Source organism: Candidatus Litorirhabdus singularis, from assembly GCF_026262625.1.
Taxonomy (GTDB): Bacteria; Pseudomonadota; Gammaproteobacteria; order Pseudomonadales; family Halieaceae; genus Litorirhabdus; species Litorirhabdus singularis.
The window spans coordinates 1,086,830-1,111,628 of the sequence record NZ_SHNN01000002.1 but is presented as its reverse complement, the minus strand read 5'-3'; the positions used below and the strand labels follow the sequence as shown (position 1 = coordinate 1,111,628).

21 protein-coding genes are annotated in these 24,799 nt (G+C 55.4%); 15 read left to right on the top strand and 6 right to left on the bottom strand.

Annotated features, from left to right (window positions below):
* The 3 genes from EYC98_RS13465 to EYC98_RS13455 all read right to left on the bottom strand — a co-directional run bounded on the left by EYC98_RS13465 (position 1) and on the right by EYC98_RS13455 (position 7,103).
* The gene (locus EYC98_RS13465; protein ID WP_279245857.1) at positions 1-4,188 is read right to left on the bottom strand and encodes a DUF1631 family protein; all 4,188 of its coding nucleotides are present in this window, start codon (positions 4,186-4,188) and stop codon (positions 1-3) included.
* A gap of 153 nt (positions 4,189-4,341) precedes the next feature.
* Entirely contained in the window at positions 4,342-6,324 is a 1,983-nt protein-coding gene (locus EYC98_RS13460) for a pyrroloquinoline quinone-dependent dehydrogenase (protein WP_279245856.1), read from the bottom strand.
* Positions 6,321-7,103 carry an SDR family oxidoreductase gene (locus EYC98_RS13455; protein ID WP_279245855.1) on the bottom strand — a complete coding sequence of 261 codons (783 nt, stop codon included), beginning with the start codon at positions 7,101-7,103 and terminating at the stop codon, positions 6,321-6,323. Before EYC98_RS13455 ends, EYC98_RS13460 begins: the two co-directional genes overlap by 4 nt.
* Positions 7,104-7,257: 154 nt before the next feature.
* Between EYC98_RS13455 and npdG the strand changes: the two genes are divergently transcribed.
* The 5 genes from npdG to cofH are packed head-to-tail and all read left to right on the top strand — an operon-like array spanning position 7,258 to position 12,876.
* The gene (npdG, locus tag EYC98_RS13450) at positions 7,258-7,935 is read left to right on the top strand and encodes an NADPH-dependent F420 reductase (RefSeq protein ID WP_279245854.1); all 678 of its coding nucleotides are present in this window, start codon (positions 7,258-7,260) and stop codon (positions 7,933-7,935) included.
* A 5-nt stretch (positions 7,936-7,940) separates the two neighbouring features.
* Positions 7,941-8,711, top strand: a complete 771-nt coding sequence (cofE, locus tag EYC98_RS13445; RefSeq protein WP_279245853.1) for a coenzyme F420-0:L-glutamate ligase — start codon at positions 7,941-7,943, stop codon at positions 8,709-8,711.
* A 1-nt stretch (position 8,712) separates the two neighbouring features.
* Positions 8,713-9,672, top strand: a complete 960-nt coding sequence (gene cofD / locus EYC98_RS13440) for a 2-phospho-L-lactate transferase (RefSeq protein ID WP_279245852.1) — start codon at positions 8,713-8,715, stop codon at positions 9,670-9,672.
* The gene (gene cofC, locus EYC98_RS13435) at positions 9,672-10,400 is read left to right on the top strand and encodes a 2-phospho-L-lactate guanylyltransferase (protein ID WP_279245851.1); all 729 of its coding nucleotides are present in this window, start codon (positions 9,672-9,674) and stop codon (positions 10,398-10,400) included. The genes cofD and cofC overlap by 1 nt, the downstream gene beginning before the upstream one ends.
* Positions 10,387-12,876, top strand: a complete 2,490-nt coding sequence (gene cofH / locus EYC98_RS13430) for a 5-amino-6-(D-ribitylamino)uracil--L-tyrosine 4-hydroxyphenyl transferase CofH (RefSeq protein ID WP_279245850.1) — start codon at positions 10,387-10,389, stop codon at positions 12,874-12,876. The genes cofC and cofH overlap by 14 nt, the downstream gene beginning before the upstream one ends.
* Before the next feature lie 8 nt (positions 12,877-12,884).
* On the opposite strand, the gene EYC98_RS13425 is transcribed toward cofH, so the two are convergent.
* Positions 12,885-13,310 carry a group II truncated hemoglobin gene (locus EYC98_RS13425; RefSeq protein WP_279245849.1) on the bottom strand — a complete coding sequence of 142 codons (426 nt, stop codon included), beginning with the start codon at positions 13,308-13,310 and terminating at the stop codon, positions 12,885-12,887.
* Between the two features lie 94 nt (positions 13,311-13,404).
* Between EYC98_RS13425 and ung the strand changes: the two genes are divergently transcribed.
* Positions 13,405-14,097: a uracil-DNA glycosylase gene (gene ung / locus EYC98_RS13420; RefSeq protein WP_279245848.1), complete on the top strand. Its 693-nt coding sequence runs from the start codon at positions 13,405-13,407 to the stop codon at positions 14,095-14,097.
* On the opposite strand, the gene ygfZ is transcribed toward ung, so the two are convergent.
* Positions 14,098-14,814 carry a CAF17-like 4Fe-4S cluster assembly/insertion protein YgfZ gene (gene ygfZ / locus EYC98_RS13415; RefSeq protein ID WP_478219249.1) on the bottom strand — a complete coding sequence of 239 codons (717 nt, stop codon included), beginning with the start codon at positions 14,812-14,814 and terminating at the stop codon, positions 14,098-14,100.
* Positions 14,815-15,003: 189 nt separating this feature from the next.
* On the opposite strand from ygfZ, the gene EYC98_RS13410 reads away from it, so the two are divergent.
* Positions 15,004-15,333: an FAD assembly factor SdhE gene (locus tag EYC98_RS13410; protein WP_478219248.1), complete on the top strand. Its 330-nt coding sequence runs from the start codon at positions 15,004-15,006 to the stop codon at positions 15,331-15,333.
* A 425-nt stretch (positions 15,334-15,758) separates the two neighbouring features.
* Here EYC98_RS13410 and nadB read toward each other — a convergent pair whose 3' ends face one another.
* A complete protein-coding gene (gene nadB / locus EYC98_RS13405; RefSeq protein ID WP_279245845.1) occupies positions 15,759-17,354 on the bottom strand; it encodes an L-aspartate oxidase in 1,596 nt (531 codons plus the stop codon).
* 161 nt (positions 17,355-17,515) lie between these two features.
* Here nadB and rpoE point away from each other — a divergent pair, with 161 nt between their 5' ends.
* The 8 genes from rpoE (at position 17,516) to EYC98_RS13365 (ending at position 24,794) form a co-directional block, all read left to right on the top strand.
* Entirely contained in the window at positions 17,516-18,106 is a 591-nt protein-coding gene (gene rpoE, locus EYC98_RS13400) for an RNA polymerase sigma factor RpoE (protein ID WP_279245844.1), read from the top strand.
* Positions 18,107-18,125: 19 nt separating this feature from the next.
* A complete protein-coding gene (locus tag EYC98_RS13395) occupies positions 18,126-18,761 on the top strand; it encodes an RseA family anti-sigma factor (RefSeq protein WP_279245843.1) in 636 nt (211 codons plus the stop codon).
* Positions 18,762-18,768: 7 nt separating this feature from the next.
* A complete protein-coding gene (locus tag EYC98_RS13390; protein WP_279245842.1) occupies positions 18,769-19,719 on the top strand; it encodes a MucB/RseB C-terminal domain-containing protein in 951 nt (316 codons plus the stop codon).
* Positions 19,709-20,173: a SoxR reducing system RseC family protein gene (locus tag EYC98_RS13385; RefSeq protein WP_279245841.1), complete on the top strand. Its 465-nt coding sequence runs from the start codon at positions 19,709-19,711 to the stop codon at positions 20,171-20,173. Before EYC98_RS13390 ends, EYC98_RS13385 begins: the two co-directional genes overlap by 11 nt.
* 40 nt (positions 20,174-20,213) lie before the next feature.
* The gene (locus EYC98_RS13380; protein ID WP_420887180.1) at positions 20,214-21,596 is read left to right on the top strand and encodes a DegQ family serine endoprotease; all 1,383 of its coding nucleotides are present in this window, start codon (positions 20,214-20,216) and stop codon (positions 21,594-21,596) included.
* Positions 21,597-21,752: 156 nt separating this feature from the next.
* Complete coding sequence (gene lepA / locus EYC98_RS13375) at positions 21,753-23,549, top strand: translation elongation factor 4 (protein ID WP_279245839.1); 1,797 nt, start codon at positions 21,753-21,755, stop codon at positions 23,547-23,549.
* A gap of 15 nt (positions 23,550-23,564) precedes the next feature.
* Positions 23,565-24,404 (top strand): signal peptidase I, encoded by an 840-nt coding sequence (gene lepB, locus EYC98_RS13370; RefSeq protein ID WP_279245838.1) that lies wholly within the window; start codon positions 23,565-23,567, stop codon positions 24,402-24,404.
* A gap of 21 nt (positions 24,405-24,425) precedes the next feature.
* Positions 24,426-24,794: a DUF4845 domain-containing protein gene (locus EYC98_RS13365; RefSeq protein WP_279245837.1), complete on the top strand. Its 369-nt coding sequence runs from the start codon at positions 24,426-24,428 to the stop codon at positions 24,792-24,794.
* The last annotated feature ends 5 nt before the right edge of the window (positions 24,795-24,799 follow it).

Genomic DNA, 24,799 nt, shown 5'->3' with positions numbered 1-24,799 from the left:
TCAGGTCTGCAGGCGCGGCAGCGATTTGGTTAACTCGGTCAACGGTATTGGCTTGCCAACTCCCCAACCCTGCAGATAGTCGACGCCAATGGTGCGCAGTGTGGCAATGATCTGGTCGTTTTCCACGAACTCCGCAATCGTCTGCTGACCCAGAAAGTGCGCCAGATCATTGATCGATTTGACCATGGCATAGTCTTTTTCATTCTGATGAATAGTGGCAATAAATGTCCCGTCAATCTTCAGATAGTCTACCGGGAGTTCGCGCAGATAGTTGTGCGAGGCTAGCCCCGTGCCAAAGTCATCAATGGAAAAACGACAGCCAATATTCTTCAGGGCGCGCACAAAATCCGCAGCCTTGGTCATATTGGAGATGGTTCCGGTTTCCGTTATTTCAAAACAAATACGGTTGGTGCCAACGCCGTAGTCAGAGATTTTCTCGAACAGGTAGTCCATGAACCTGTCGTCAGAAATACTGGTGCCGGACAGGTTGATTGACAGATTGGGGATCTCTTTTTGATCATCCATCTGTCGGGCTATCCAGGCGAATACCTCATTCACAATCCAGCGGTCCACTTCTACCATATAGCCGAAACGCTCGGCACTAACGATAAAGTCCTGCGGTGATGTGAGTTCGCCGTGCTCGTCTTTGATGCCCAAAAGAACCTCGTAGTACTTAACCGGCAAGTCGGCAAAGTTGGGCACATTTGCAACGATAGGCTGTGCTCTTAGTTCGAAGCTGTCAGACTTCAGAGTATTTTCAATCTTGGCAATTGCCGCCGATTCAATAGATTTGTATTCATCGGCCAGCGATTGTTGATCGCGAAACTCAACGACTTTGTTGCGGCCGTCGGTCTTGGCTTTGCGCATGGCGAACTCGGCATTGGCCATAACCTGTTCAACCGAATCATGAAAGTCCTGCACGGAAGCAACGCCGATACTAACGGTGAAAGAGACGCGATCGGTATCAATCGTTATCGGACTGAGCTCAATATCCGAGCGAATTTTTTCAGCGTGCGCTATGGTTTGTTCTATCGAGCGGTCCTTCAGCAGGACGGCGAATTTATCGTCTTCCAGACGCGCCGAGGAAATCTTGTCGCTGTGTTGTTGCGCCAGCAGTCGTGCAAATTCGCTCAAAACCTGATCGCCGGTTACTTCGTCATAAACCTCGTTGACCAGGGCGAACTGGTCAATATCAATATAGATTAGACCGTGTTGGGAGTGTCTGGTTTTGGCCTGATTGAGCATCAGTTCCAGCTGACCCAAGAAGGCCTTCTTGTTAATCAATTTGGTCAATGAGTCGCGATTATTGTCAAAGCTTAGCGTTTTTTGTACGGTTTCGAGCGTGTTGTACATGCTCTGATCGACCAGTGATAGCTTCTCAGAGGGCGAGGGTGGTTTGACCCCACGTGAAAGCTGTCTCGCTAATTCGACGTTGCTGAGGTCGGCCATTTTTTGTCCGCGCTCGTTGACGAATACGTAGCGGTCTTTTTCTTCACTGATCCAGGCCAACTGCATGCGACGCTTTTTACCGGCATCATCGCGGAACCGTAACCAAACTCCAGCCTCAAGTTCTTCAACCCGCTTGACCCAGCGGCGCAGTCGCGGCAGTGTTTCTATACGTTGTCGAGTCTCAGCGGGGCTGGCCTTCGCTTCGAAGGGTGCATGCTCGATGTCGACTAATTGAACAGGAGAATGTCCGGATAGCACTTCCAGCAGTTCTTCCAACACTGGATCCAGCGCCACATTGCTGGGTAACTCAGTGCTGACCTGTTGACGGATCATGTCGACGAAGGGTTCCGCTTCCAGAGCACGCTCCATTTGCAGTTGCTCGTCAGAAATACCCTTCTGCTGTTCTATTAGCCAAAGAGACAGTAGATCCAGCGTCTTGGTGTAGTCGCGCCAAGAGCGACTATGGGGGCCTTCTTTAACGTGGGTCAGAGTCAACAGATCACGCCAGCCATGTTCCACCAGGTCCAACATCAACTTGGGTGCACGGGGGGGGCGAATTCTGCTGCTTAACAGTTTTTCTACGGCTAGCTGTGCGCGCAGCAGCTTCTGCCGTCCGTCCTGTGTTTTTACGACACGCTCTACATTACGCTCCAGCGCCATTTCCTGCTGGTCGACCAGTCGCGTCAAATCTGTCAGCGCTTCACCGAAAACACCGCTGTCGGTCTCATAGCCCTGAACAATATTATTCACGACGCCAGAAACTCGGTTTTCTAGTGCCCTGTTAGGATAGTTGGCGGAGGACGATAGCAGTGCCAGTTTGTCGATGACGCCTCGCGCAGGGTGCTGTTCGTCGACGAAAAACTGCGGTTCCATGAGTGCTAGTTTGGCCAGTGGAATGTGCAGGTCGCCGAGTGAGCCCTGCAGCTCCTGTGCGACATCAATATCCGTTCGCAGGCTGCCAAACAGGTTATCAACCAAATCCAGCTGGTTGAGGCTTTGCGCACCGATGCCATCGGTCCCCTTCAAACCCGCTATTTTGCCCTGATTGTCACTCAGGTAGTCGCGCAGCGATTGTGCGGACTGTACTTCTGATCGCGCGTCCGGGCTGTGTTGCAGTGAAGACAGCGCGGCAGCCAACATGGCGGGGTTAGCCTGGTTTCCCAGGCTCCCTGTGCCATCTGCGGCAGCTGGTATGGCCGCGCTAGCTCCACCAGCAGCACTGATAGCGCCACCGGCAACGTGCTGATGCTGAAAGTTTAGTGCCTCGATAACCGATCGATAAAGAGTGTCAGGATTAAAATGTGGACTACTGGGGCCAGCGCCCACCTCTGCGGTCGGGGCTTGTGCCGGCGCTGCTTGCGCGCCGCTGCCTGCAGAGAAATCCGGGGTAGCTACGTTACTTCCGGACTGGGGCATAGCGCCGGTCGCGGCGGCGCTGTTACTACTGGGGCTGCCGAAGTTAGTGCCTGCAGGTCCTGCCGGAGCACCGCGCATAGCCTGATTTTCTGGCGACTGGTTCGATGAGTTGCCAGCACCGAACTGGTTGTCACGTCCCTGACGATTGTCAGCGCTGCGCTGGTTCTCACGGTCGGCCTCATTGCCAGTGCCGGCTTGTGCTGAATTGCTCGTTGGTGCGGATTCTGCTTCATGATCTAGCTTTTTTTCTTGCGTTTCATCCTTCCTGGTGCGATCGACATCGGGCTTTGGCGGCGTCTTTTTCTTGCGTAGCTTGAGCACCGATCCGTGCTTTTCTACCTGTTCTTCAATACCTGGATTGATGCCTTGATCAGCGAGAAAGGTGTTCAGTGAATCGTAAAATTCGCCCAGCTGGCGCACCACGTCGGAAGAGAAAAATGCATAGATGTCAGCTGCTACTGAGTCTGGTAATTCGCGGCTTTCGAGGGTGTCGTGAAAGGATTGGCAAATCTGTGTGACCGAAATCGGCAGGCCGACATCTAATGGGTCGACGTCGTTGAGTTCGGCAAAGCGGATGGTCATGCACTCGAGCGGCGCCGCATAGCGGTACTCGCCACCTTTGACGATACGATCTAGTTCCAGTTCTTCTTCAAAGGTCTTGATATCGACGAGATTGAGCTCAGAGGCTTCAACGTTGACGGGCTCTGCCGTCTCACGTTTCATGGCGTCAGGGTCATCAAAATAATTAGCAATGTGTTTGGTAAACGACTGGCGCATGGACTGGCGACTGCGTTTGATGGTGTTCATGGAATCGTAGAGTTCTTCCTGTCTGCTGCGCATGCGCGGGTCGGCGGACTTGTCAAACAGGTGGTCGGCGAGATTGCCCAGGAAATCGTCCATAATCTGGTCGATACGGTGCAGTGAGCGTTTGCGGAATTGGGTCAGTATTTCATTTTTGTCGCCCGGGCCTTCCGCCGGGCCGTCGCCGGTTATGAGGCGCAGCTTACTAAGAATTTCTCTGCATTCAGGGGCATCAGGCTTGCGCAGCACCACACTCAAGTTGTCTCCGCGCACGGACTCCAACGTAACCGAGGTGGATAGTTGTGCGCCCTGATCGTCAAAAAGCGTTAGGAATACTATTTCAGCGGCTTTACCTGGGTGCACGGTGAGCCCTTTGGTGCCGAGTTTTCCGTTAGCCTGTTTGGTGTTTGACAACACCATGTGATGCGCGCTTGCAGAGCTTATGTCGCCCGCGTATGCAGCGCGCCCGTCGACCAAAATCTCGACGGGCTCATGCTGCAATAGCGCTAGTGTTTCTGTCATTCTTTTTCCCCGGATCGCGACCCGTGGCGGAGTTTACGGTTTTGTTGCGGGTCAATCTTGCTTCCATGAAGTCTATTGCAATGGTGCAGGGGTGCAAGTTTAAAGACCATTTACTGCCTGTTTTGTGACCAAAGTGCGCGTTTTCCTTGCCAATCAACGCGTTTGTCGGGGTAACGCGAAAGCAACCAAGGCATCACCTGGGCTAGACCAGCCATGACCACCGGCCGCTATAACAACGAATTGACGGCCATCTGACCTGATTTTATAGGTCATTGGCGTGGCGTTTCCAGTATACGGCAGGTCATGTTTCCACAGTTCGCGACCACTACGGGCATCAAACGCTCTGAAGTAACTGTCAGTTGTGGCGGCGATAAAGAGCAGGCCGCCAGCGGTGACAACTGAGCCGCCAGTATTCGGTGTGCCGGTCTGCATCCAGAATGGCCAAGGTGCCTGGCCCCGCGTGGTGCCCAGTGCCTGGCTCCACAATACGTCACCGCTGCGCAGGTCGACAGCAGTCAAACTACCCCAGGGCTGAGGGTTGCAGGGCGCACCCAGTGGCGAAAATAACGGGAAGCGTTTGACTCCATAGGGGGTGCCAGACATTGGATAATATTCTAGCGGATAGCCGCCCTCGGCTGGATTCAGCGCGGTGTACTGATCACGAGGAATCAGCTGTACCACTGCAGCGAGATGCATTTGATTGGTATAGAGGATGCCATTGATCGGATCGACGCTGACGCCGCCCCAGTTCATGCCCCCGGTAGAGGTAGGGTAAGTGACGCTGCCTTGGAGAGAGGGTGGGGTAAACATGCCCTCGGAGCGGTATTTGGCTAGTTCCTTTTGGCAGGCCCATTTGTCAAATAGCGCAAACCCATGCATATCTTCGGCGGTGAGCTGGGCTGGCAAGTGTAGGGGCCCCGGGTGGGTAGGGAACGGCTGTGTCGGCGACAGTTGCTCGCCGGGAACGCCATTTTGCGGTACCGGCTTCTCAATCACCGGGTACAAGGGTTCTCCGGTCTCCCGGTCGAGCAGGAATACATGCCCCATCTTTGTGGCCTGGGCGAGTCCGGGGCGGCCATCGCCAACGCCGGCGATATCGAACAACGTCGGTTGGGAGGCGACGTCGTAGTCCCAAACGTCATTGTGCACGGTCTGAAAGTGCCATCGTACAGTGCCGTCTGTCGCATTCAACGCGACCACGGAGGAACCATAAAAGTCGTTGCCCTCGCGTTCGCCGCCGTAAAGGTCGGGAGAGGGATTGCCGGTGGGTATGTAGACCAGGCCGCGCTCGGGGTCACCACTGATCGGCGCCCAAACGTTGGGCGAACCAAGGTGATAGAGGGTTTTACCGAGTTGGTCGCGATGGCGCTGGCGGTAGGCGTCTGAAACTGGCTCCCAGGCCCAGACCTGGCTGCCATCGCGAACGTTGAAAGCTCGTACCACGCCGCTGGGCACGTCGACCCGATCGTTATCGGGAATCATTGCACCAATCACCGCCAGGTCGCCGATTATATAGGGTGGCGATGTGGGGTAGTACTCCCACTCTGCGGCGCCGGCAATGCTTTCTTTCAGGGCGACGCTGCCCTGTTGGCCAAACTCTTCGCACGGAAGTCCGGTAGCTGCATCAAGGGCTATTAGTTGTGCATCGCGATTACCGTAGATAATACGAGAGGAACAAGTGCCACCGTCGGCATTGGGGTCCGACCACCACGACACACCGCGGCAAACCGCGGGGTAGAGGCCGCTGCGCTTATTTTGGACCTGTGGATCATAGACCCAGCGTTCGCTCCCGGTTTCTGCGTCCAGTGCGAATACGCGGCCGAACGGCGTACAGTAATAAAGCGTGGTATCGACCACGATAGGGGTTACCTGGAGGCTGGTAAATGCCCATTCACCGCGCCCGTCAGAGAAGTCGCCGGAATTGTGGGTCCAGGCCGGCTGCAGTTGGCCCACGTTATCACTATTGATCTGTGTGAGTGGGGAATAACGTCCCGCATCATTGCCGCCGCCGTAAGCGGGCCAGTTTGCAGTGGAGGTATCTTGCGGTGTTTGCGCATCAGCATGGGGCCAGCTGGCGCCGATCGCGAGCAGGGCGACCATACCGAGTAACAGTGGCGTTGGATGGCAGAAATTCAAGCGGGTTTTTCCACGTTAGCGGCATCCAGAAAGGCCGGTGCCTCGCCACCACCATGTACCGCTAGATTGGCGCCGCTGACGTAAGAGGACAAGGGGGAAGCAAAGAACAGACAGGCATCGCCGATATCTCTGGGAACCGCCATCCGCCCCAGCGGGATGGTTTGCCCGACTGCCTCAATACCCGCCGCATCGCCATAGTGGAGGTGCGATTGTTCGGTTTCGGTGAGGCCGCAGATAATAGCGTTAATACGAACTTTGGGCGCCCATTCCACCGCCAGCGAAGTGCCCAGATTGACCAGGCCTGCCTTCGCGGCACCATAGGCAGCGGTGCCGGGAGAAGGCCGAATAGTGCTGACGCTGGCAATATTAATGATGCTGCCACCGCTGGCCTGGGTTTGCATGACCTGATTGGCGGCTTGGGCGAAATTCAGTGGCGCGATCAGGTTGAGGCGGATAATCGCCTCTGAAAAGCGGGGTGAGACGGTAGCAGCCTCAGCAAACGGAGCACCACCGGCGTTGTTGACCAGAATATCGAGGCGCCCAAACTGCGCCACGGTGAAGTCGACGCAGGCTTGGACCTGCTCTACGTCACGCACATCGCAGGCGGTGAATACAGCGCTGCGATTTGCTGCTGCTGGCAGCGTTTCGGGAGCGGTTCGGCCACAAATAACCACGTCGGCTCCAGCTTCCAGAAGGCGCTCGCTGATGCCGCGGCCAACGCCTTTGCCGCCGCCGGTGACAATGGCAACTTTGCCGGAAAGATCTAGCGGGTTATCCATTGCGTATACTTCCTGTTACTTGTGCATGGTGACTGATTTACATAATATGCTCGGGCGGCGCTTATCGTACCTCCCTTCCCGTTGGCGGTGCAATCTTGGCCTGTGAATGGCGATTGACGGCCAGCAAATTCAACTACACATCGAGATATTCTTTATGACAAACGAATCTTTGCCAGTATTGGCAATACTGGGCGGAACTGGCGATCTTGGAACCGGACTGGCGCGACGTTGGGCCCAAGCGGGTTATCGCGTCATTATTGGCTCAAGGACTCAGGAGAAAGCCGAAGCGGCAGCGGCCGATCTGCGCGAAATAATGGCGGAGCGGGGCGTTGGTGATATTGGCGTAGAGGCCATGGAAAACATGGCTGCTGCATCGGCTGCTGAAATTGTTACCCTTACCGTGCCGTTCAGCCATCAGGCGAGCACGCTGGAGTTGGTTAAGCCGGCTTTGCAGGGCAAAGTATTGATTGATGTCACTGTGCCGCTGGTGCCACCCAAGGTCGGAAGGGTGCAGCTGCCGGAGCAGGGCTCTGCTGGCCAGATTGCGCAAAACATTCTGGGTGAAGAAGTCCACGTGGTCTCTGCCTTTCAAAATGTTGCCGCGCACCACTTACAAGAAGGCCACGGTTTGGCCTGCGATGTACTGGTCTGTGGAAACAGCAAAGACGCGCGCGCTGCAGTCATAGAGCTGGTGGAAGCTGCCGGGATGCGTGGTTTTCACGCCGGGCTTATCAATAATGCTGCGGCCGCCGAAGCGCTGACGTCTGTGTTGATCAATATCAACCGTCAGTATAAGTGCCACGCTGGCATTACGATCTCCGGGTTGGACTGAGCCTTGTGAGTCAGGCCATGCAGCTTGTTGGGCTGCAGGACTTTCCGCTGGTAGAACCTGGCGACGATCTTGCACAACTGCTGAAATCATCACTGCAAGCCAATGATCTGGCTTTGGAGGACGGTGACGTGTTGGTGCTGGCGCAGAAAATTGTGTCCAAGGCTGAGGGGCGCTACGTCAGATTGTCGACGGTAGAGCCCGGGCCTGAGGCACTGGAGCTGGCGGCGGCATCCGATAAGGATCCGCGGCAGGCAGAACTTATCCTGCGGGAATCAAAGACTGTGCTGCGGCGGCGCCCGGGAGTGGTCATTGTTGAGCATAAGCTGGGCTACGTGCACGCGAATGCGGGCATTGATAAATCCAACTTGCCCACGAACGAGGAAGACCCTGCCGTGCTGCTGTTACCGGAAGACTCCGATGGCAGCGCAGAGGTTCTGCGGCAGGCTTTGCAGCAACACTATCAGTGCACACGACTGGGACTCATTATTAATGATAGCGCCGGACGTGCCTGGCGCATGGGTACAGTAGGTATGGCTATTGGTACTGCCGGCATCGAGCCACTGCGCAATCAGGTCGGTGAGCCAGATCTGTTCGGCCGATCGCTGGAAGTAACAGAGGTTGCCGTGGCCGATGAACTTGCCGCCGCAGCCTCTTTTGTCATGGGCCAGGCCGCCGAGGGTTGTCCGGTGGTGCTTATTCGTGGCGCGCAGTGGAGTGCTGCCGAGGTGGGTTCCAGTGCGCTGTTACGGAACCCGGCTCAGGACATGTTCCGCTGATATGAATGCGTCTGTCGATGGCCATTACCTAGCCCTGTCCGGGGGAGTAGGGGGCGCCAAGCTAGCCTTGGGGCTTTCTCACTGTGTGCCTGCAGAGCAATTGACCATTGTTGCTAACACCGCCGATGACTTTCAGCATTACGGCCTGCATATTGCGCCGGATTTAGACACTGTTATGTATACCTTGGCTGCGCTCAGCAACCAGGAATTGGGCTGGGGGCTGGCGGGAGAGACCTGGCAGTTCCTGGAGGCTATGGAGCGCCTCGGTGAGCCGACCTGGTTTCGGCTGGGTGATCGGGATCTGGCGACCCATGTGTTTCGGACAAGCCGTCTGGCCGCTGCAGCTACCCTGGCTGAGGTGACTGCCGAACTGTGCCAACGTTTGAATATTGGGCCTCGTATTTTGCCCATGACTAATGACCCTGTTTCTACTCAGGTACTAACCGACGAGGGGCGGCTGGGGTTTCAGGACTATTTCGTGCGACGTCAGTGCGAGCCTGCGGTCAGCGGTTTTGAATTTGCCGGTATTGAGCAGGCGCAGCCGCTGCCAGAGCTAATGGCTGCACTGGAGGACCCACAGCTGCGCGCCGTGGTTATTTGCCCGTCTAACCCGTTCGTGAGTATTGATCCAATCCTCGGTCTGCCCGGTGTGCGCATTGCAATACGCAACACCGCGGCGCCGGTGATTGCGATATCGCCTATTGTTGCGGGCTTGGCTATCAAGGGGCCGGCCGCCAAAATGATGGCGGAACTGGGAATTCCGGTGACCGCCGCCGCTGTCGCCGAATATTACGAGGGCCTCATAGATTGCTTTGTTGTCGATGAAAGTGACGCTACACTGGCGCCCATGATCGAAACAGAAAACATGAGTGTTGCTGTGCGACCAACCATAATGAAATCGCTGGACGACCGCGTTAGCCTCGGCCAAGCGGTATTAGCGCTGGCAGAGGAGTTGACCTGATGGTTTGGGCGGTATTGCCTCTGAAAGATCTGGTCAAGGCCAAATCACGACTATCTGGTGTGCTGGCGCCCTTCGAACGTCGGGTGCTGATGCAGGCCATGGTTGAGGACGTGCTGACTGCGCTGGCGTCCGTGGCGGAGTTGGAGGGCGTTTTGGTGGTTTCTGATGACCCCTCTGCTGAGCTGCTGGCGCATAAGTACGGTCTAGAGTGGGTGGCAGAAGCCAGGCTTGGTGCTCCCGGGCTCAACGGTTCGGTGGCTGCCGCTACCGCGATGCTGGCCGAGCGCGGAGTTACAGACTTTATGGTTTTGCATGGCGATATTCCGTTGTTATGTGCCGCAGATTTACAGCAGTTGCTAGCAGTCTACGCCTCGTCTGACACTGATATAGTGATAGCCCCTGATCTAAACCGTGATGGGACGAATATCATGGTATTGCCGGCCGCCGCTGAATTACCTTTTTGCTATGGTCAGGCATCCTGTGCAGCCCACACGCGGTTGGCGGAAGAGCGCGGCTTAAGCGTGCGTCTGGTAGAGTCGGAGCGTACAGGGCTTGATGTAGATGAGCCGGAAGATCTGTTGCGCCTTTACCATCATCTGGTCAATGATCCAGTAGCCGAGCATTGTGCCGGGCTGTTACTGGTTGATGAAATTTCACAGCGCCTGCGGGCGGTCGATAGCAGCGGTCTGGGCACGGCCGCCATGGAAGTAAAACATGACGCAGTTTGAAGATCTGCAATTGGAGGGCCTGCTGCAGGCCAGCCTGGAAGGACATCTGCCTGATACCGAGTCTGCGCTAGCGCTGGCGGAGATTGACGATACAGCGCGGCTGGCAGCGACTGCTGCGCGTCTGCGCGATCAGGGCCACACTAATCTGATTACTTATTCGCGCAAGGTATTTGTGCCGTTAACGCATCTTTGCCGCGACGTCTGCCACTACTGTACGTTTGCGCAGACACCGCGCAAGCTGCGCGCGCCTTACATGTCCGAAGATGAAGTTCTGGACTTGTGCCGTCAGGGCCAGGCCATGGGCTGCAAGGAAGCTTTGTTTACCCTCGGCGAGCGTCCCGAGTTGCGCTATAGCGCGGCGCGCAAGGCGTTGGAAGAGATGGGTTTTGCCACTACTCTGGAATACGTGACGCATGTGGCGCGGCGGGTTTTGGAAGAAACCACTTTGTTGCCGCACATTAATGCCGGTTGCATGGACGCGGAAGAGATGTCGGCGTTACGTGAAGTCTCTGCCTCTATGGGTATCATGCTGGAATCTGCATCCGAGCGCCTGTGCGAAAAAGGCATGCCGCATTACGGCTCGCCCGATAAGGTGCCGGCGCGACGCCTCGAAACTATTGAGTTGGCCGGTGAACAGCAGGTGCCATTTACCTCGGGTATTTTAATTGGGATTGGCGAAACCCGGTTGGAACGTATTGAGGCGCTGCTTTTGTTGCGCGAGAGCCATTTACGGCACGGCCAGTTGCAGGAAGTTATCGTACAGAATTTTCGCGCCAAGCCCGAGACGCTGATGGCCGAGGCCCCAGAGCCTGACCTTAACGAACTGCTGTGGACGATTGCTGTAGCACGCATTGTTTTTGGGCCGCAGATGAATATTCAGGCGCCACCGAACCTGAGTCCAGGTGTGCTGCCGCAGTTAGTGAACGCAGGCATCAATGACTGGGGTGGCGTATCACCCTTGACTCCGGATTTTGTGAATCCTGAAGCACCCTGGCCGCATCTGGACAAACTGTCACGAGAGACCGCTGCGGCGGGTAAGCACCTGGCAGAGCGGATGACTATTTATCCGGCTTATGCCTTGGATCACAAACGCTGGCTGGACTCTTCAGTACAGCTGGCGGTATTGCAAGGGATAGACGCCGAGGGTTTGCCGCGCACTGACGAGTGGTGTCCGGGAGAAGATATGCAGCCTCCCGAATCTGTGCTGGAGCAGGTCAGTGCAGACATAGATATCAGCCTTGTAGCCGCTGAAATACAGGAAATCGTTAAGCTCTGTCGTGACGGCGGTACGCCAACCGAGGCGCAGGTCGAACGGCTGTTTCGGGCCCGCGGCGCTGATTTTTCCTACGTCTGCCAAGAGGCTGACTCGCTGCGTAGGGAAGTATGTGGAGACACCGTGAGTTTTGCGGTCAATCGCAATATCAACTACACCAATATCTGTTACTTCAAGTGCCAATTTTGCGCCTTCTCCAAGGGCAAGCTTAGCGAAAATCTGCGCGGTCGGCCCTACGATCTTGATGCGGACGAAATAGGGAGGCGTTGTCAGGAAGCCTGGGAACGCGGAGCCACCGAAGTCTGCATGCAAGGTGGTATTCATCCGGAGTACACAGGACAGACCTATCTGGATATTGTTGCTACGGTTAAGGCCGTGACGCCAGATATGCATGTGCACGCTTTTTCACCGCTGGAAGTCTGGCAGGGTGCCCACACGCTGGGTCTTGGCCTGCAGGAATTTTTGACGCAGCTGAAGGAAGCAGGGCTGGGCACGCTGCCCGGTACCGCTGCTGAAATACTCGATGATGAAATTCGTCAGGTACTGTGTCCCGACAAAATTAATACGGAGCAGTGGCTGGAAGTTATGTCGGCTGCACACGCGGTAGGGTTTAACACCACAGCGACAATTATGTATGGGCATGTCGAGGGGCCGCAACACTGGGCCCGGCATTTACTGCGGGTTCGTGGGCTACAGGCCATCACCGGCGGCTTTACTGAGTTTGTGCCGCTGCCGTTTGTGCATATGGAAGCGCCGATGTATCTGAAAGGTCAGGCGCGGAAGGGCCCAACCTTCAGAGAAGCCCTGTTGATGCATGCGGTCTCACGGATTGTGTTTCACGGCTTGCTGGACAATATTCAGGCCTCCTGGGTCAAGATGGGTCGGGTCGGCGTGGGCGCCTGCCTGAATGCCGGCGCCAACGATATCGGCGGCACTTTGATGAATGAGAGTATTACTCGTGCTGCCGGTTCTGAGCACGGCCAGGAATGGTCGCCGCCGCAGATGGAAGAGTTTATAGAGGCGCTGGGACGACAGCCCAGGCAGCGTGATACCCGTTACAACACGGTGTCCGAGGAACGTCGTGACGCAGGTCGGCAGGCGGAGCCGCTGGCAGATCCGGTGAATACGCCGGCGCGTAAGTATGAGCGCAGCAAGAAGCCTACTGAACTGCTGCGCAACAGCGTGATTGTCAGTAGCAGCTGATCGGTGGGTTAGCCAATGGCGATGATATTCGGATCATCATTGGTGATTGATTCTGGGCGATTGCGCACGGCGTCAGCGACCCGGAATAGAGGCTCTTTGAGCATACTGCGTACTTCCTCTTCGACCTCGGTGGCCACCAACGCCTTTTCCATACACAGTAGCCACTGATCACGCTCGCGGGGACCAATGGCGTAATGCTCATGGGGTGTGGTCATGCAAACAGTGCCGTGTTTATCGGCGTACAGCGGTGGTCCGCCCATCCAGCCCGTCAGGTAGTCCGCGAGTTTGACTTTCATTGGTTCCAGATTGTCAGCGTGCATGCGACGAAGCTCCGCAGCCTCTGGTAACTCGTCCATAATGTCGTAGAAGGCATTACAGATTTTGCGGATGCCTTCTTCGCCCAAGGCTTGGTAGGGGGTTTGGTATTTGCTCATGTCTAAAACTTGCCGCTGTTTATTATGGTAGGCCTATTGTACCGCGCAATGGCGTGGTGCGGCAGCTGATTCAGGTCAGGAGAACGAACCGAAGATGAAAAAAGTCAGTTTGGAAGCATCCTGGTTGCGGGCCCTGCAGACGGAGTTTGATAGCGATTATATGATTCAGCTGGGGGATTTTCTGCGTGCAGAGAAGCAGGCCGGTAAGACGATCTATCCCGCCAGTGCGCAGATTTTTAGCGCGCTTGATCAAACCCCACTAGACAGCGTCAAAGTGGTTATTTTGGGGCAGGACCCCTACCACGGTCCCGGTCAGGCTCATGGCCTGTGTTTTTCAGTGTTGCCGGGCGTCCGGGTGCCGCCCTCACTGGTGAATATCTATAAGGAGCTTGAGACGGAGCTGGGCGTTACTATGCCAGCGCAGGGCTGTCTCACCGGTTGGACGCAGCAGGGGGTTTTGTTGTTAAACAGTGTCTTGACCGTCGAACACGGGCAGGCAGCGTCACATCAGGGTAAAGGCTGGGAGCGTTTTACCGATCGCGTCATCAGTATTGTCAACGAGCAACGCGAGTCTGTGGTTTTCATGCTGTGGGGCGCCTATGCGCAGCGTAAGGGCGCTATTATTGATCGAGATCGGCATTGCGTGCTGGAGGCACCACATCCATCACCGTTAAGTGCCTATCGTGGTTTTTTTGGCTGTGGTCACTTCGTCGAGGCTAACCAGTACTTGCAGCAACAGGGGCTCGACCCAATCGACTGGAGTCTGCCAGCCGCGGCAGCAGGCTGACTAGTTTTCGCTGTCCGTAGCGCCCAGGGAATAGGGCAGTTCGCCCAGACTTAGCAGCGGCCCGGCGGGGTCGTTCAGGTGAACGCCGCCGTCTAAAGCCTTGGTCGTGATGACCGCGAGTACCATGCAGCCATCGCCCAGCGCCGCAGCATTGACAATATTGCCGACACTTTGCTCGTTACCCGCCGCATAGAGTGGGCTGCCAGCTGCCGGTGGTGATGTTTGGTCAAAACTGGCGAGATACATCGGTCGCTTCAGTTTGCCTCGATAATGCATGCGGGCAACGACTTCCTGACCGGTATAGCAGCCCTTGGTAAAACTGATATGGCCGGTTAGCTGATAATTCAGCATCTGCGGAATAAATTCTTCGATGGTGGCGGCCTCAACGTGTCCTATGCCGGCGCTGATTTCGAGTAGTTGCCATTCCTCGGCGCTTGCCGGCGTCATCTCGGCGGTCAGTGCTGCGTGTAATTCAGCGGCGTGCTTTGTGGGTACCAGGCATTCAAATCGCTGACCCTCGTTGTCGGTCTGCACCCAACGGGCATGTCCATCTTGCCATTGTCCGTTGAGTTCCCAGCCGCTGGCCCACTCGCCCGGAGTGTCGGTCCACACGGCAAAGCTGCTCCACTGGTCGCTGGCATCGGCGATTTCGGCTTTGGAAAACACGATATATTTGCCGAAAGCTGCTGCGGCATGGGCGCAGATACTGCGGTCCATTTGCAGTAACCAGCTGTCTTCGGTATCGCAGAGAATACGAAAATCGCAAACCAGCCGACCCTGAGGGGTACAGTACGCCCCTTGCACGGCAGTCTTGTCTGTGACCGCAGATACGTCACAAGTGGTTTGACCTTGCAGGAATTTTGAGCGGTCGGGTCCGTTGATTAAGAGCGCGCCGCGGTGTGGAAGTTGAGCAAAATAGATAGTCACGGCGCAACTATAGATGCTGCGCCAGAGTTTGTCAGCCATTATACTGTGGGTATGACAACTGACATAGAATTTAATCGCCTGTGCTGGCACAGTCGCCGCGGTATGCTGGAACTGGATCTGATACTGGAACCGTTCGTGCAGCGCCGCTTTCGTGAGCTTTCCGCTGCTGATCAATTACGCTACGAGCGTCTACTAGAGTGCGAGGACCAGGATTTATTCAGCTGGTTCCTCGGCCGCGTGGAGCCCGAAGATGAAGAGATAGCGGCTATTGTCCGGCGTATTCTCGAATTCGTCCGCTCTGACATTTGAGCTAGTACCTGGCAGGGGCCGCTGGCAATTATTTTGCGGTCTTTACGGTCTGGCGTGTGCCAGCCTACTGCTGCTCGAATTACCAGTCCGGCCGTTTGCTGCGCTAGCCCTGCTAGCTGGCGGCCTGTGGGTGTTCAGAAACTGGCCTGTAATGAATCGTCCGCAGGTGCTGCATTTACTTGCGCTTGTCGGGGTAGAACCGAGCGGGCCTGAAGGTTGTGAGGATTTTGCCGGAAGCCCGCCACTGGATTATAGGCCGCTACAGGTGTCTCAGCGCACCCTGGTAGCTTCGTTCGCGGTGGTATTGTGCACTCGTGCTGAGTGTGGCGCCTTTGAATGCTGGTGGTTATGGCGTAATGACTATGCGCCAGAGGTATGGCGCCGGTTACAGGTGTTTCTTCGCTGCCAGTGTCGCTAGGCTGGCGCTACCACTCGGCGTTATACCAATTGTCCGGTTTGAGCACGGTTTCTTTTGCCACTGCCTGCGTGTTTGGGTAGTCCAGCGTAAAGTGCAAACCGCGGCTTTCTTTACGTGAGATCGCACAGCGAATCATCAGCTCGGCGACCATGGCCAGGTTACGCAGTTCAAGCAGGTCATTGCTGACCTTGTAGTTGCTGTAATACTCCTTGATCTCTTCTTGTAGCAACTGGGCTCGGTGCAGGGCGCGCTGCAGACGCTTGTCGGTTCTTACGATGCCGACGTAGTCCCACATAAAGCGGCGCAGCTCGTCCCAATTGTGTGAAATGACCACGTCTTCATCGGAGTCGGTGACCTGACTTTCGTCCCAGGCGGGTACCGCTAATTGTTGTGGCTTGTTGGTCATGCGTTGACAGATATCGGTGGCGGCGGAACGGGCATAGACCAGGCATTCAAGCAGAGAGTTGCTGGCCATGCGATTGGCCCCGTGCAGGCCGGTAAACGACGTCTCTCCAATGCAGTACAGGCCGCTGACATCCGAGCGCCCGCAGGTATCGACCACCACGCCACCGCAGGTGTAATGCGCTGCCGGTACTACTGGTATGGGCTGTTTGCAGATGTCTATGCCAAACTCCAGGCAGCGACTGCTGATGGTCGGGAAATGGCTTTGGATAAATTCTGCCGGTTGGTGGCTTATGTCCAGATAGACGCAGTCGCTGCCCGTGCGTTTCATTTCATGGTCGATGGCCCGCGCGACCACATCGCGCGGTGCCAATTCTGCGCGCGAATCGAAGGCGGGCATAAAACGGGTGCCGTCGGGCAGCAGCAGGCGACCACCTTCGCCGCGCACGGCTTCGCTGATAAGAAAGGATTTGGCCTGGGGGTGGTACAGGCAGGTTGGGTGGAACTGGTTGAACTCCAGATTGGCAACCCGGCAACCTGCGCGCCAGGCCATGGCAATACCGTCGCCGCTGGCACCGTCTGGATTACTGGTATATAGATAAGCTTTGCTGGCGCCACCGGTCGCCAGCGCTACAAAGCGACTCTGGAAAGCATCCACGGTGTCGTTGCGTCGATCAAGCACATACGCGCCCTGACAGCCATCTGCATCGACAATCAGGTCTACAGCTACCCGGTGTGGATAAATAGTGACATTCTTGGCAGCCAGAGTATTTTCCACCAGTACGTCCGAAATGGCGCGTCCGGTGGCGTCTGCTGAGTGAATCACCCGTCGATGGCTGTGTCCGCCTTCCATGGTGAGGTGAAATTCGTCGCTGCCAACTTTATCGCGAAGGTCAAATTTGACCCCCTGTGCGATCAGCCAATCCACGGCCCCGCGACTGTTTTCGACCGTGTAGCGTACGGCTTCTTCGCGACACAGGCCGGCGCCGGCGGCGAGGGTATCGGCGACGTGGGACTCGATGGTGTCGTTTTCGTCCAGCACCGCTGCCATACCGCCCTGTGCATAGTAGGTGGAGCCCTGGGTGAGGTCGCCTTTGCTGATAACCGCAACGCTAATGGTTTCCGGCAGGCTTAACGCCAGGGCCAGTCCCGCTGCGCCGCTGCCGACAATGAGTACGTCATGATGGTGCACTTGTGACATGGTCTAGATGCTGCCTCAGTTGGCTAAATAGTGTATGTTAGTCAATTACTTACAGATGGTCATTGTAGTATGAAATCAGGCCTCAATGGTCAATTCAGTCGTCGCTGCGGGAACTTTTTGTGTACACGGTTATCTGACTGTTACATGGAGAGGAGTGGCGATTGACCGCAAGTGATAGCGACCAGCAACTGGTCCGGAAAGTCCAGGCTGGCGACAAACGAGCGTTCGATCTGCTGGTGCTCAAGTATCAGCACAAGATCTTTGGCTTGATATCGCGTTATATTCAGGACAGTCATGAGGTCCAGGATGTCGCGCAGGAGGCTTTTATCAAAGCCTATCGGGCGCTGCCACGATTTCGTGGTGATAGTGCCTTCTACACCTGGTTATATCGGATTGCTATTAATACCGCCAAGAATCACCTGGTATCGCGCGGTCGGCGTCCCCCGGGCAGTGATGTAGAAATAGAAGATGCCGAATATTATGACAGCGGTTCCGCCTTAAGAGATCTTGAAAATCCGGAAAATGCGCTGTTTGGTGAAGAGCTAAAGGCGGTGGTCAATCGAGCGATCAACGAATTACCGGATGATTTGCGTTCGGCTGTAACTTTACGTGAGTTTGATGGTCTGAGTTACGAGGATATCGCAGAAATTATGGATTGCCCGGTAGGTACCGTGCGTTCGCGTATCTTCCGAGCACGGGAAGCTATCGATAAACAGGTTCAGGCACAGCTGCAGGGTGAACCAGTACTGTAGTGTTAGAAGGAGTAAATGAATGAATGAGCGTATGCAAGAGTCGCTGTCGGCACTGATGGATGACGAAGCTAACGAGTTGGAGCTGCAGCGGTTACTGAAACACAGCGATGCAGGCGAGTTGCGTAGTGCCTGGGCGCGCATGCACGGTGCCTCAGCTGTGGTACGCGGTGACCGCGATGCGGCCTTGTTGAGCCCAAAATTCGCCGATCTGGCATTTGCCGACGGCGTGGCAGCAGGGTTGGATGGAGAGTCGGACGTAGAATCAGCAAACGCCGGGTCAGGTTTTGTGAGCACAGCTTTGCGACCGCTGGCCAGCTTTGCTGTTGCAGCCTCCGTTTTTGCGGTGGTGCTGGTAGTTAGTCAATTTTACGGCCTTGGTCCGGATGCTGCCGATGCTGTCGGCAGTCAGCAAATTGCCAATCAGGTCTCTACAGTGGGACCGGTTAATGCGCTGGGCGGTGCCGCTATGACCGCCAGCTTTGGCGGTCAAACGGTGGTGGCTCAGCCTGCTGTCGCAGTGGGTTACGATCAAATAGCCCGCAAGCGCCTGCAACGTTATCTGGTTCCGCATACCGATGCAGCCAGTTTGAACACGCCTCAGGGCATGATGCCATATGCGCGCGTTGCCAGTTTCCCGGTTGATGCACAGGACTAGCCGGCTGATGTCGCGACTGCTCGCTCTGCTATTGCTGCTTGGCTTTGTCGGCAATACGGCTGCCGCCGATTGCAACGAGCAAGACCTGGCAGCAAGACAGTGGCTGGATAAAATGTCGCACAGCCTGCAGGAAGTGAGCTACAGCGGCGTTTTTACTTACGAGCACGGCAGTTCAATGCAGACCCTGCGTATTCGCCATCAGGTGACTGACAGTGCCGAGACGGCGCACGTTACTCGCCTGACCGGCGACGGTGGCAGTGTAATGCGTACCGAACACCCACTGGATTGTATTCATCCCGGCAGCAAACTAGTGCGTCTGGGATTGGCCTTTGGTGGTGATGCTGAAGATTGCGGCATGGCCGCGCACTACAAATTGAAATTGGGTGGTGAAATTCTGGTCGCGGGTCGCACTGCTCAGGTGCTGCAAATTTTACCCCGCGATATGTTTCGCTATGGCTACCTTATGGCACTGGATACGGAAAGCGGCCTGCTGCTGAAAAGCCAGACGATGGCTCAAGATGGGCGTACGCTGGAGCGCTTTCAGTTTGCTGATGTGCAGTTCGGGTTGGCGAACCCTGCTGTTGCCGGTACCGAAGTAGAAGTGGTTCATCACACCGACCATCCCCAGCCCCCAGGGCCGAAGACGCCTGCTGCAGCGGTGCGCGCATGGCTGGTTGGCTGGGTACCGGAAGGGTTTGCGCCAACCAGCCATCACGATAATGCTCACGAGCAAACCTTTACTGATGGACTCGCGGTGTTTAGCGTATTTCTGGAGTCGCTGCAGGGTTCTGTTGAACTCGGAGAGGGCCTTGCGCGACAGGGCGGAACCTCAGCCTATTCACGCGGTATGCAAATCGAGGCTAGCCCAGTATTGGTAACCGTGATTGGCGAAGTGCCGGTGAATACTGCGCGCATGGTTGCAGATTCCATTGTGTGGGAGGTCGCTGATGCTGACTGAAACCGGTCGTATTGTAGCGCTCGAAGATGACGGGCTGTGGGTTGAGACTATTCGTGCGACTACCTGTGGCAACTGCGCTGTTCGCAAAGGCTGCGGTCATGGTTTGCTGAATGAAATGGGCAGTGGGCGCAGTAATTATGTCAGGGTACCTGTGGCGGAGGCCTTAGAGCCGCCGTTGCAATTGAACGAAGAAGTTCGCTTTGAATTACCCGAGCAGGTGGTTGTTAAAGGATCCTTCGTGGTCTATCTGCTGCCGCTACTGTGCCTGCTGGGCGGTGCCAGCCTCGGCGATTTTTTATTTCCGGTGGCAGCGGGTGATTTGGCTGCAGGCCTGGGTGCGGCGACCGGGTTTGGGAGCGGGCTGTTATTAGTGCGGTTGCATGCCTGGAAGCACCGTAATAACCGTGATCACCAGCCTCGGTTATTGGGCCGTGCGGGCCCCGTCAGACTGTAATTTTTCTTGGATGTTATTGATAGGAGTATCGATGCAAAGTATGCGTTGGGCCATTGTCGCCGTATTGGTTAATGTGTTGGCTGTCAGTCAGGTATTGGCAACGGGGGTGTTACTGCCGGATTTTCGGCCTATCGTAGAAGAGAACACCCCGGCGGTAGTCAAAATTCTGGTCGAATATGATCAGCAGGTATCTGACGCGCGTGCCGAGGAGGAAATTCCTGAATATTTACGCCGTTTCTTTGAGTTTCGTGGTGGGCCGCCTCAGCAACAGCGGCAGTCGATGGGTTCCGGCTTCATTATTTCTGAAGATGGCTATGTGGTAACCAACAATCATGTAGTAGAAGGTGCCAGCAGTATTATTGTGCGACTTACGGACCGGAGCGAGTACGTCGCCGAAGTCGTGGGGCTGGATCCGCGTTCCGACCTTGCTTTGTTACGGCTGGAGGCCAGCGGTCTGCCTGTGCTTAAGTTGGGTAAGCCAGGAGAGCTGCAAGTAGGCGAATGGGTGTTGGCAATTGGTTCGCCCTTTGGGCTCGACTATTCCGTAACCGCCGGTATCGTCAGTGCCAAGGGACGCAGCTTGCCCAATGAGAGCAATGACAATTACGTGCCGTTTATTCAGACCGACGTGGCGATCAACCCGGGTAATTCCGGTGGCCCGCTGTTCAATCTTGAAGGTGAAGTGGTGGGAGTCAATTCACAGATATTCACCCGCAGTGGTGGTTCTATCGGACTCTCTTTTGCGATTCCCGTCAGTGTCGTGCACAACGTAGTGACGCAACTGCGTGAGACCGGTCAGGTGACCCGTGGCTGGTTGGGTGTCACGATCCAGGATGTGGACAAAAATTTGGCTGAGTCGTTTGGGCTGGACAGGCCGCGCGGTGCACTGGTGACACAATTGCAACCCGATGGGCCGGCGGCCAAGGCTGGTATAGAGGCGGGCGATGTCATCGTCACCTTTGACGGTATTGAAATTCCTACCTCTACTGATCTGCCGCATGTGGTGGGGCTGGTGCCGCCAGGCACCAAAGCGCGAGTGGAGGTTATCCGCGACGGTCGTTCCAAAACGCTCAAGGTGAAGGTCGGAGGCCTTGATGCTGACGAAAAACCGAGTATCGCGCTAGCAGCAGCGGAAGCCGAGTCAGGCTCTCGACTGGGTCTTCAAGTCAGGGAGGTTGATGCAGAGTTGCAAACGCGTTGGGGTATTTCTGGCGGTGTGGTTGTCGCTGCGATGGAGTCAGGGGGTGCCGGCGAGCGTGCGGGTATTCAGGCCGGCGACGTGATTACCTTGGTTGGCTCTACGCCGATCAATTCGGTGCAAGCCTTTGTGCGGGCCGTGGACAAGATAAAGCCTGGAAAATCAACGCCGCTGCGGCTTATCCGGCGCGGTTCTCCGCTCTTTATCGGGCTCAAGTTAGAGTAGCCGCCAAGTGCCGTAGTTGAGCGGGGAGGCAATAGCGGTTGTATCTGCAATCGGGTACAATCGCGCCCTTTCCTGACTTGGGGTCGTAGGGGGTTGCCAGAGGCAATCCGCAACGTAGCCGGGCCCAAGCGACAACTAATAGCAGGCTTCAGCCTAGTGAGCAATCTGGATCTAATCCGCAACTTCTCGATAATCGCCCATATCGATCACGGGAAGTCGACTCTTGCAGACCGTTTTATACAGGTGTGTGGGGGCCTTTCTGAGCGAGAAATGGACGTGCAGGTTCTCGATTCCATGGATATCGAGCGCGAGCGCGGCATTACCATCAAAGCGCAGAGTGTAACGCTCGACTATACGGCGTTGGATGGTTTGACCTATCAGCTCAATTTTATTGATACGCCGGGGCATGTCGACTTTTCCTATGAAGTCTCACGCTCGTTGGCCGCATGCGAAGGCGCGCTGCTGGTGGTTGATGCCGGGCAAGGTGTCGAAGCTCAGTCCGTTGCCAATTGCTACACGGCGTTAGAGCAGGGCCTCGAGGTGCTGCCAATCCTCAATAAAATGGACCTGCCACAGGCTGACCCGGAGCGGGTTAAGCAAGAGATTGAAGAAATTATTGGCATTGACGCACAGGAAGCCTGTGAGGTCAGCGCTAAATCGGGCCTTGGTATTGAGGAAGCGCTTGAGTATCTGATTCAGCATATACCGCCGCCTGAGGGTAATCGAGAGGCGCCGTTACAGGCCCTGATTATTGATAGTTGGTTCGACAACTACCTGGGAGTGGTATCGCTGGTGCGCGTCAAAAACGGCGTTTTGCGCAAGGGCGATAAGATCGTGGCAAAGAGCATTGGCCGCGCCCATGGTATCGATAGCGTAGGTATTTTTACTCCCAAGCGTGAGGAAACGGGCATCTTGCAGGCAGGTGAGGTGGGGTTTGTTGTCGCGGGTATTAAGGATATTCATGGCGCTCCGGTGGGTGACACGATCATCCACGCGGGTCAACCGGATGTCGATGCACTGCCTGGGTTTCTGCGAGTTAAGCCACAGGTTTACGCGGGTATGTTCACTATCTCCTCTGACGATTACGAGGATTTTCGCGAGGCATTGGCCAAGTTAACACTCAATGACGCCTCCTTGTTCTATGAGCCTGAAAGCTCTGATGCGCTGGGCTTTGGATTCCGCTGTGGCTTTCTCGGTATGCTGCATATGGAGATAATCCAGGAGCGACTGGAGCGCGAGTACGATCTCGACCTGATCACCACGGCACCCACGGTAATCTATGAGGTGCTGCATAAGGACGGCAGGGTGCTGAGCGTCGATAACCCGTCTAAGCTGCCGGATGCGGGCGAAGTTGAAGAAATGCGTGAGCCCATAGTTCAGGCCAATATTCTGGTACCGCAGGAACATCTGGGGAATGTTATTACCTTGTGCGTTGATAAGCGCGGCGTGCAGAAGGATATGCAGTTTTTGGGACAACAGGTTTCACTCACCTATGAGCTGCCGATGTCCGAGGTAGTCATGGATTTCTTTGACCGTCTCAAGTCAGTGAGTCGCGGTTACGCGTCGCTGGATTACAGCTTTGTGCGTTTTGAGCCGGCTGATCTGGTTAAGCTAGACTTGATGATTAACGGTGAGCGAGTTGATGCCCTAGCTGTGATTGTGCATCGCAGTCAGGTTATGGGCCGCGGCCGAGTTGTTACTGAGAAGATGAAGGAGCTGATTCCACGGCAAATGTTTGACGTGGCGATTCAGGCGGCTATAGGCGGCAAGATCGTAGCTCGGCAAACCGTGAAGGCTCTGCGCAAAAACGTCACGGCCAAGTGCTACGGTGGCGATGTTTCGCGTAAGCGCAAGCTTTTGGATAAACAGAAAGCGGGTAAAAAGCGTATGAAGCAGGTGGGAAGTGTTGAGATACCCCAGACCGCGTTTCATGCGGTGTTGATGTCAGACTGATAACGAGATCCTGGTATGGATATAGATTTTCCTTTGATATTGGTAATGCTGGTATTTGGCAGCGGACTGATCTGGTTGTTTGACTATTTGCTGTTGGCGCCGCGCCGGGCGCGTAGCTTGAGTGAATTGCAGCGCTCCTATCCGGAACGCGAGGCCAGTAGTTCGTCGCAGCAGCAGGAATATCAGCAGCGCGCCGGCCAAATTGAACGCGAGCCGTTGTTGGTCGAGTACGCCAAATCGTTCTTTCCAGTTTTGTTTGTGGTTTTTGTGTTGCGTTCGTTTTTGGTAGAACCGTTTCAGATACCTTCTTCATCCATGGTGCCCACGCTGCAGGTCGGGGACTATATTCTCGTCAATAAATTCACCTATGGCATCCGGTTGCCGGTGGTGCGGACCAAGGTAATGGCCTTGAATGAACCCCAGCGCGGTGATGTGATGGTGTTTTTCCCTCCGCATATGAACGATACCTATTTTATCAAGCGAGTTATTGGTCTGCCGGGTGATGAAATTCGCTATGAGAACAAACGCTTGTTCGTCAACGGAGAAGAGATACAGCAAAAGCTGCTGGCGCAATTGCCGCCATCCCGTCCCCGTTTCCGTCTGATTGAGGAGAGCTTGCGCGGCGTCGAGCATGAGATTCGCACCGATATGGCGCGTGCTAACGATAATTTTGCTGTCACAGTTCGCGAAGGTCACTATTTCATGATGGGTGACAATCGTGATAATAGTAGTGACAGCAGAGTGTGGGGGCAGGTGCCCGAGGGCGATATTGTCGGTAAGGCGTTTGCTATCTGGATGCACTGGGATTCATTTTTGAGCCTGCCAAGCTTTTCACGCGTAGGCGCGATTCAATAAAGTTATAGCGGAGATATCGTCATGACATCACTAAAAAGCCAGGCCGGTGTATCGGTTCTCCAAGCACTGGTCGCTATGTTGCTATTTGCCTTTTTCCTGACGGTGGTGCTGCGCCTTGCGCCGACCTATATGGAGGGGCGCAGTGTCCAGGCAACAGTCCAAAGCGTTGTGGATTCGTCGAATATTTCGATGTCGTTGGGTGAAGTTCAGAAAAAGCTGACCAATGCCTTCATTACCAATCAAATAGAGGCGATAACGGTCAAAGATGTGAAAGTGTATCGTGAAAAACGCGTCATTATTATTGATGCAAGTTATGAGGACCGGACTCCGCTGTTCGATGGTATAGATGCTGTGTTGATGTTTGACAACCTGAAATTCGAGATTGAATAGGGCCG

Coding starts and splice junctions, on each gene's coding strand:
- EYC98_RS13465 (WP_279245857.1), bottom strand. CDS start 4,188: ATGACAGAAACACTAGCGCTATTGCAGCATGAGCCCGTCGAGATTTTG.
- EYC98_RS13455 (WP_279245855.1), bottom strand. CDS start 7,103: ATGGATAACCCGCTAGATCTTTCCGGCAAAGTTGCCATTGTCACCGGC.
- npdG (WP_279245854.1), top strand. CDS start 7,258: ATGACAAACGAATCTTTGCCAGTATTGGCAATACTGGGCGGAACTGGC.
- cofD (WP_279245852.1), top strand. CDS start 8,713: ATGAATGCGTCTGTCGATGGCCATTACCTAGCCCTGTCCGGGGGAGTA.
- cofC (WP_279245851.1), top strand. CDS start 9,672: ATGGTTTGGGCGGTATTGCCTCTGAAAGATCTGGTCAAGGCCAAATCA.
- cofH (WP_279245850.1), top strand. CDS start 10,387: ATGACGCAGTTTGAAGATCTGCAATTGGAGGGCCTGCTGCAGGCCAGC.
- EYC98_RS13425 (WP_279245849.1), bottom strand. CDS start 13,310: ATGAGCAAATACCAAACCCCCTACCAAGCCTTGGGCGAAGAAGGCATC.
- ung (WP_279245848.1), top strand. CDS start 13,405: ATGAAAAAAGTCAGTTTGGAAGCATCCTGGTTGCGGGCCCTGCAGACG.
- ygfZ (WP_478219249.1), bottom strand. CDS start 14,814: ATGGACCGCAGTATCTGCGCCCATGCCGCAGCAGCTTTCGGCAAATAT.
- nadB (WP_279245845.1), bottom strand. CDS start 17,354: ATGTCACAAGTGCACCATCATGACGTACTCATTGTCGGCAGCGGCGCA.
- EYC98_RS13395 (WP_279245843.1), top strand. CDS start 18,126: ATGAATGAGCGTATGCAAGAGTCGCTGTCGGCACTGATGGATGACGAA.
- EYC98_RS13390 (WP_279245842.1), top strand. CDS start 18,769: ATGTCGCGACTGCTCGCTCTGCTATTGCTGCTTGGCTTTGTCGGCAAT.
- EYC98_RS13385 (WP_279245841.1), top strand. CDS start 19,709: ATGCTGACTGAAACCGGTCGTATTGTAGCGCTCGAAGATGACGGGCTG.
- EYC98_RS13380 (WP_420887180.1), top strand. CDS start 20,214: ATGCGTTGGGCCATTGTCGCCGTATTGGTTAATGTGTTGGCTGTCAGT.
- lepB (WP_279245838.1), top strand. CDS start 23,565: ATGGATATAGATTTTCCTTTGATATTGGTAATGCTGGTATTTGGCAGC.
- EYC98_RS13365 (WP_279245837.1), top strand. CDS start 24,426: ATGACATCACTAAAAAGCCAGGCCGGTGTATCGGTTCTCCAAGCACTG.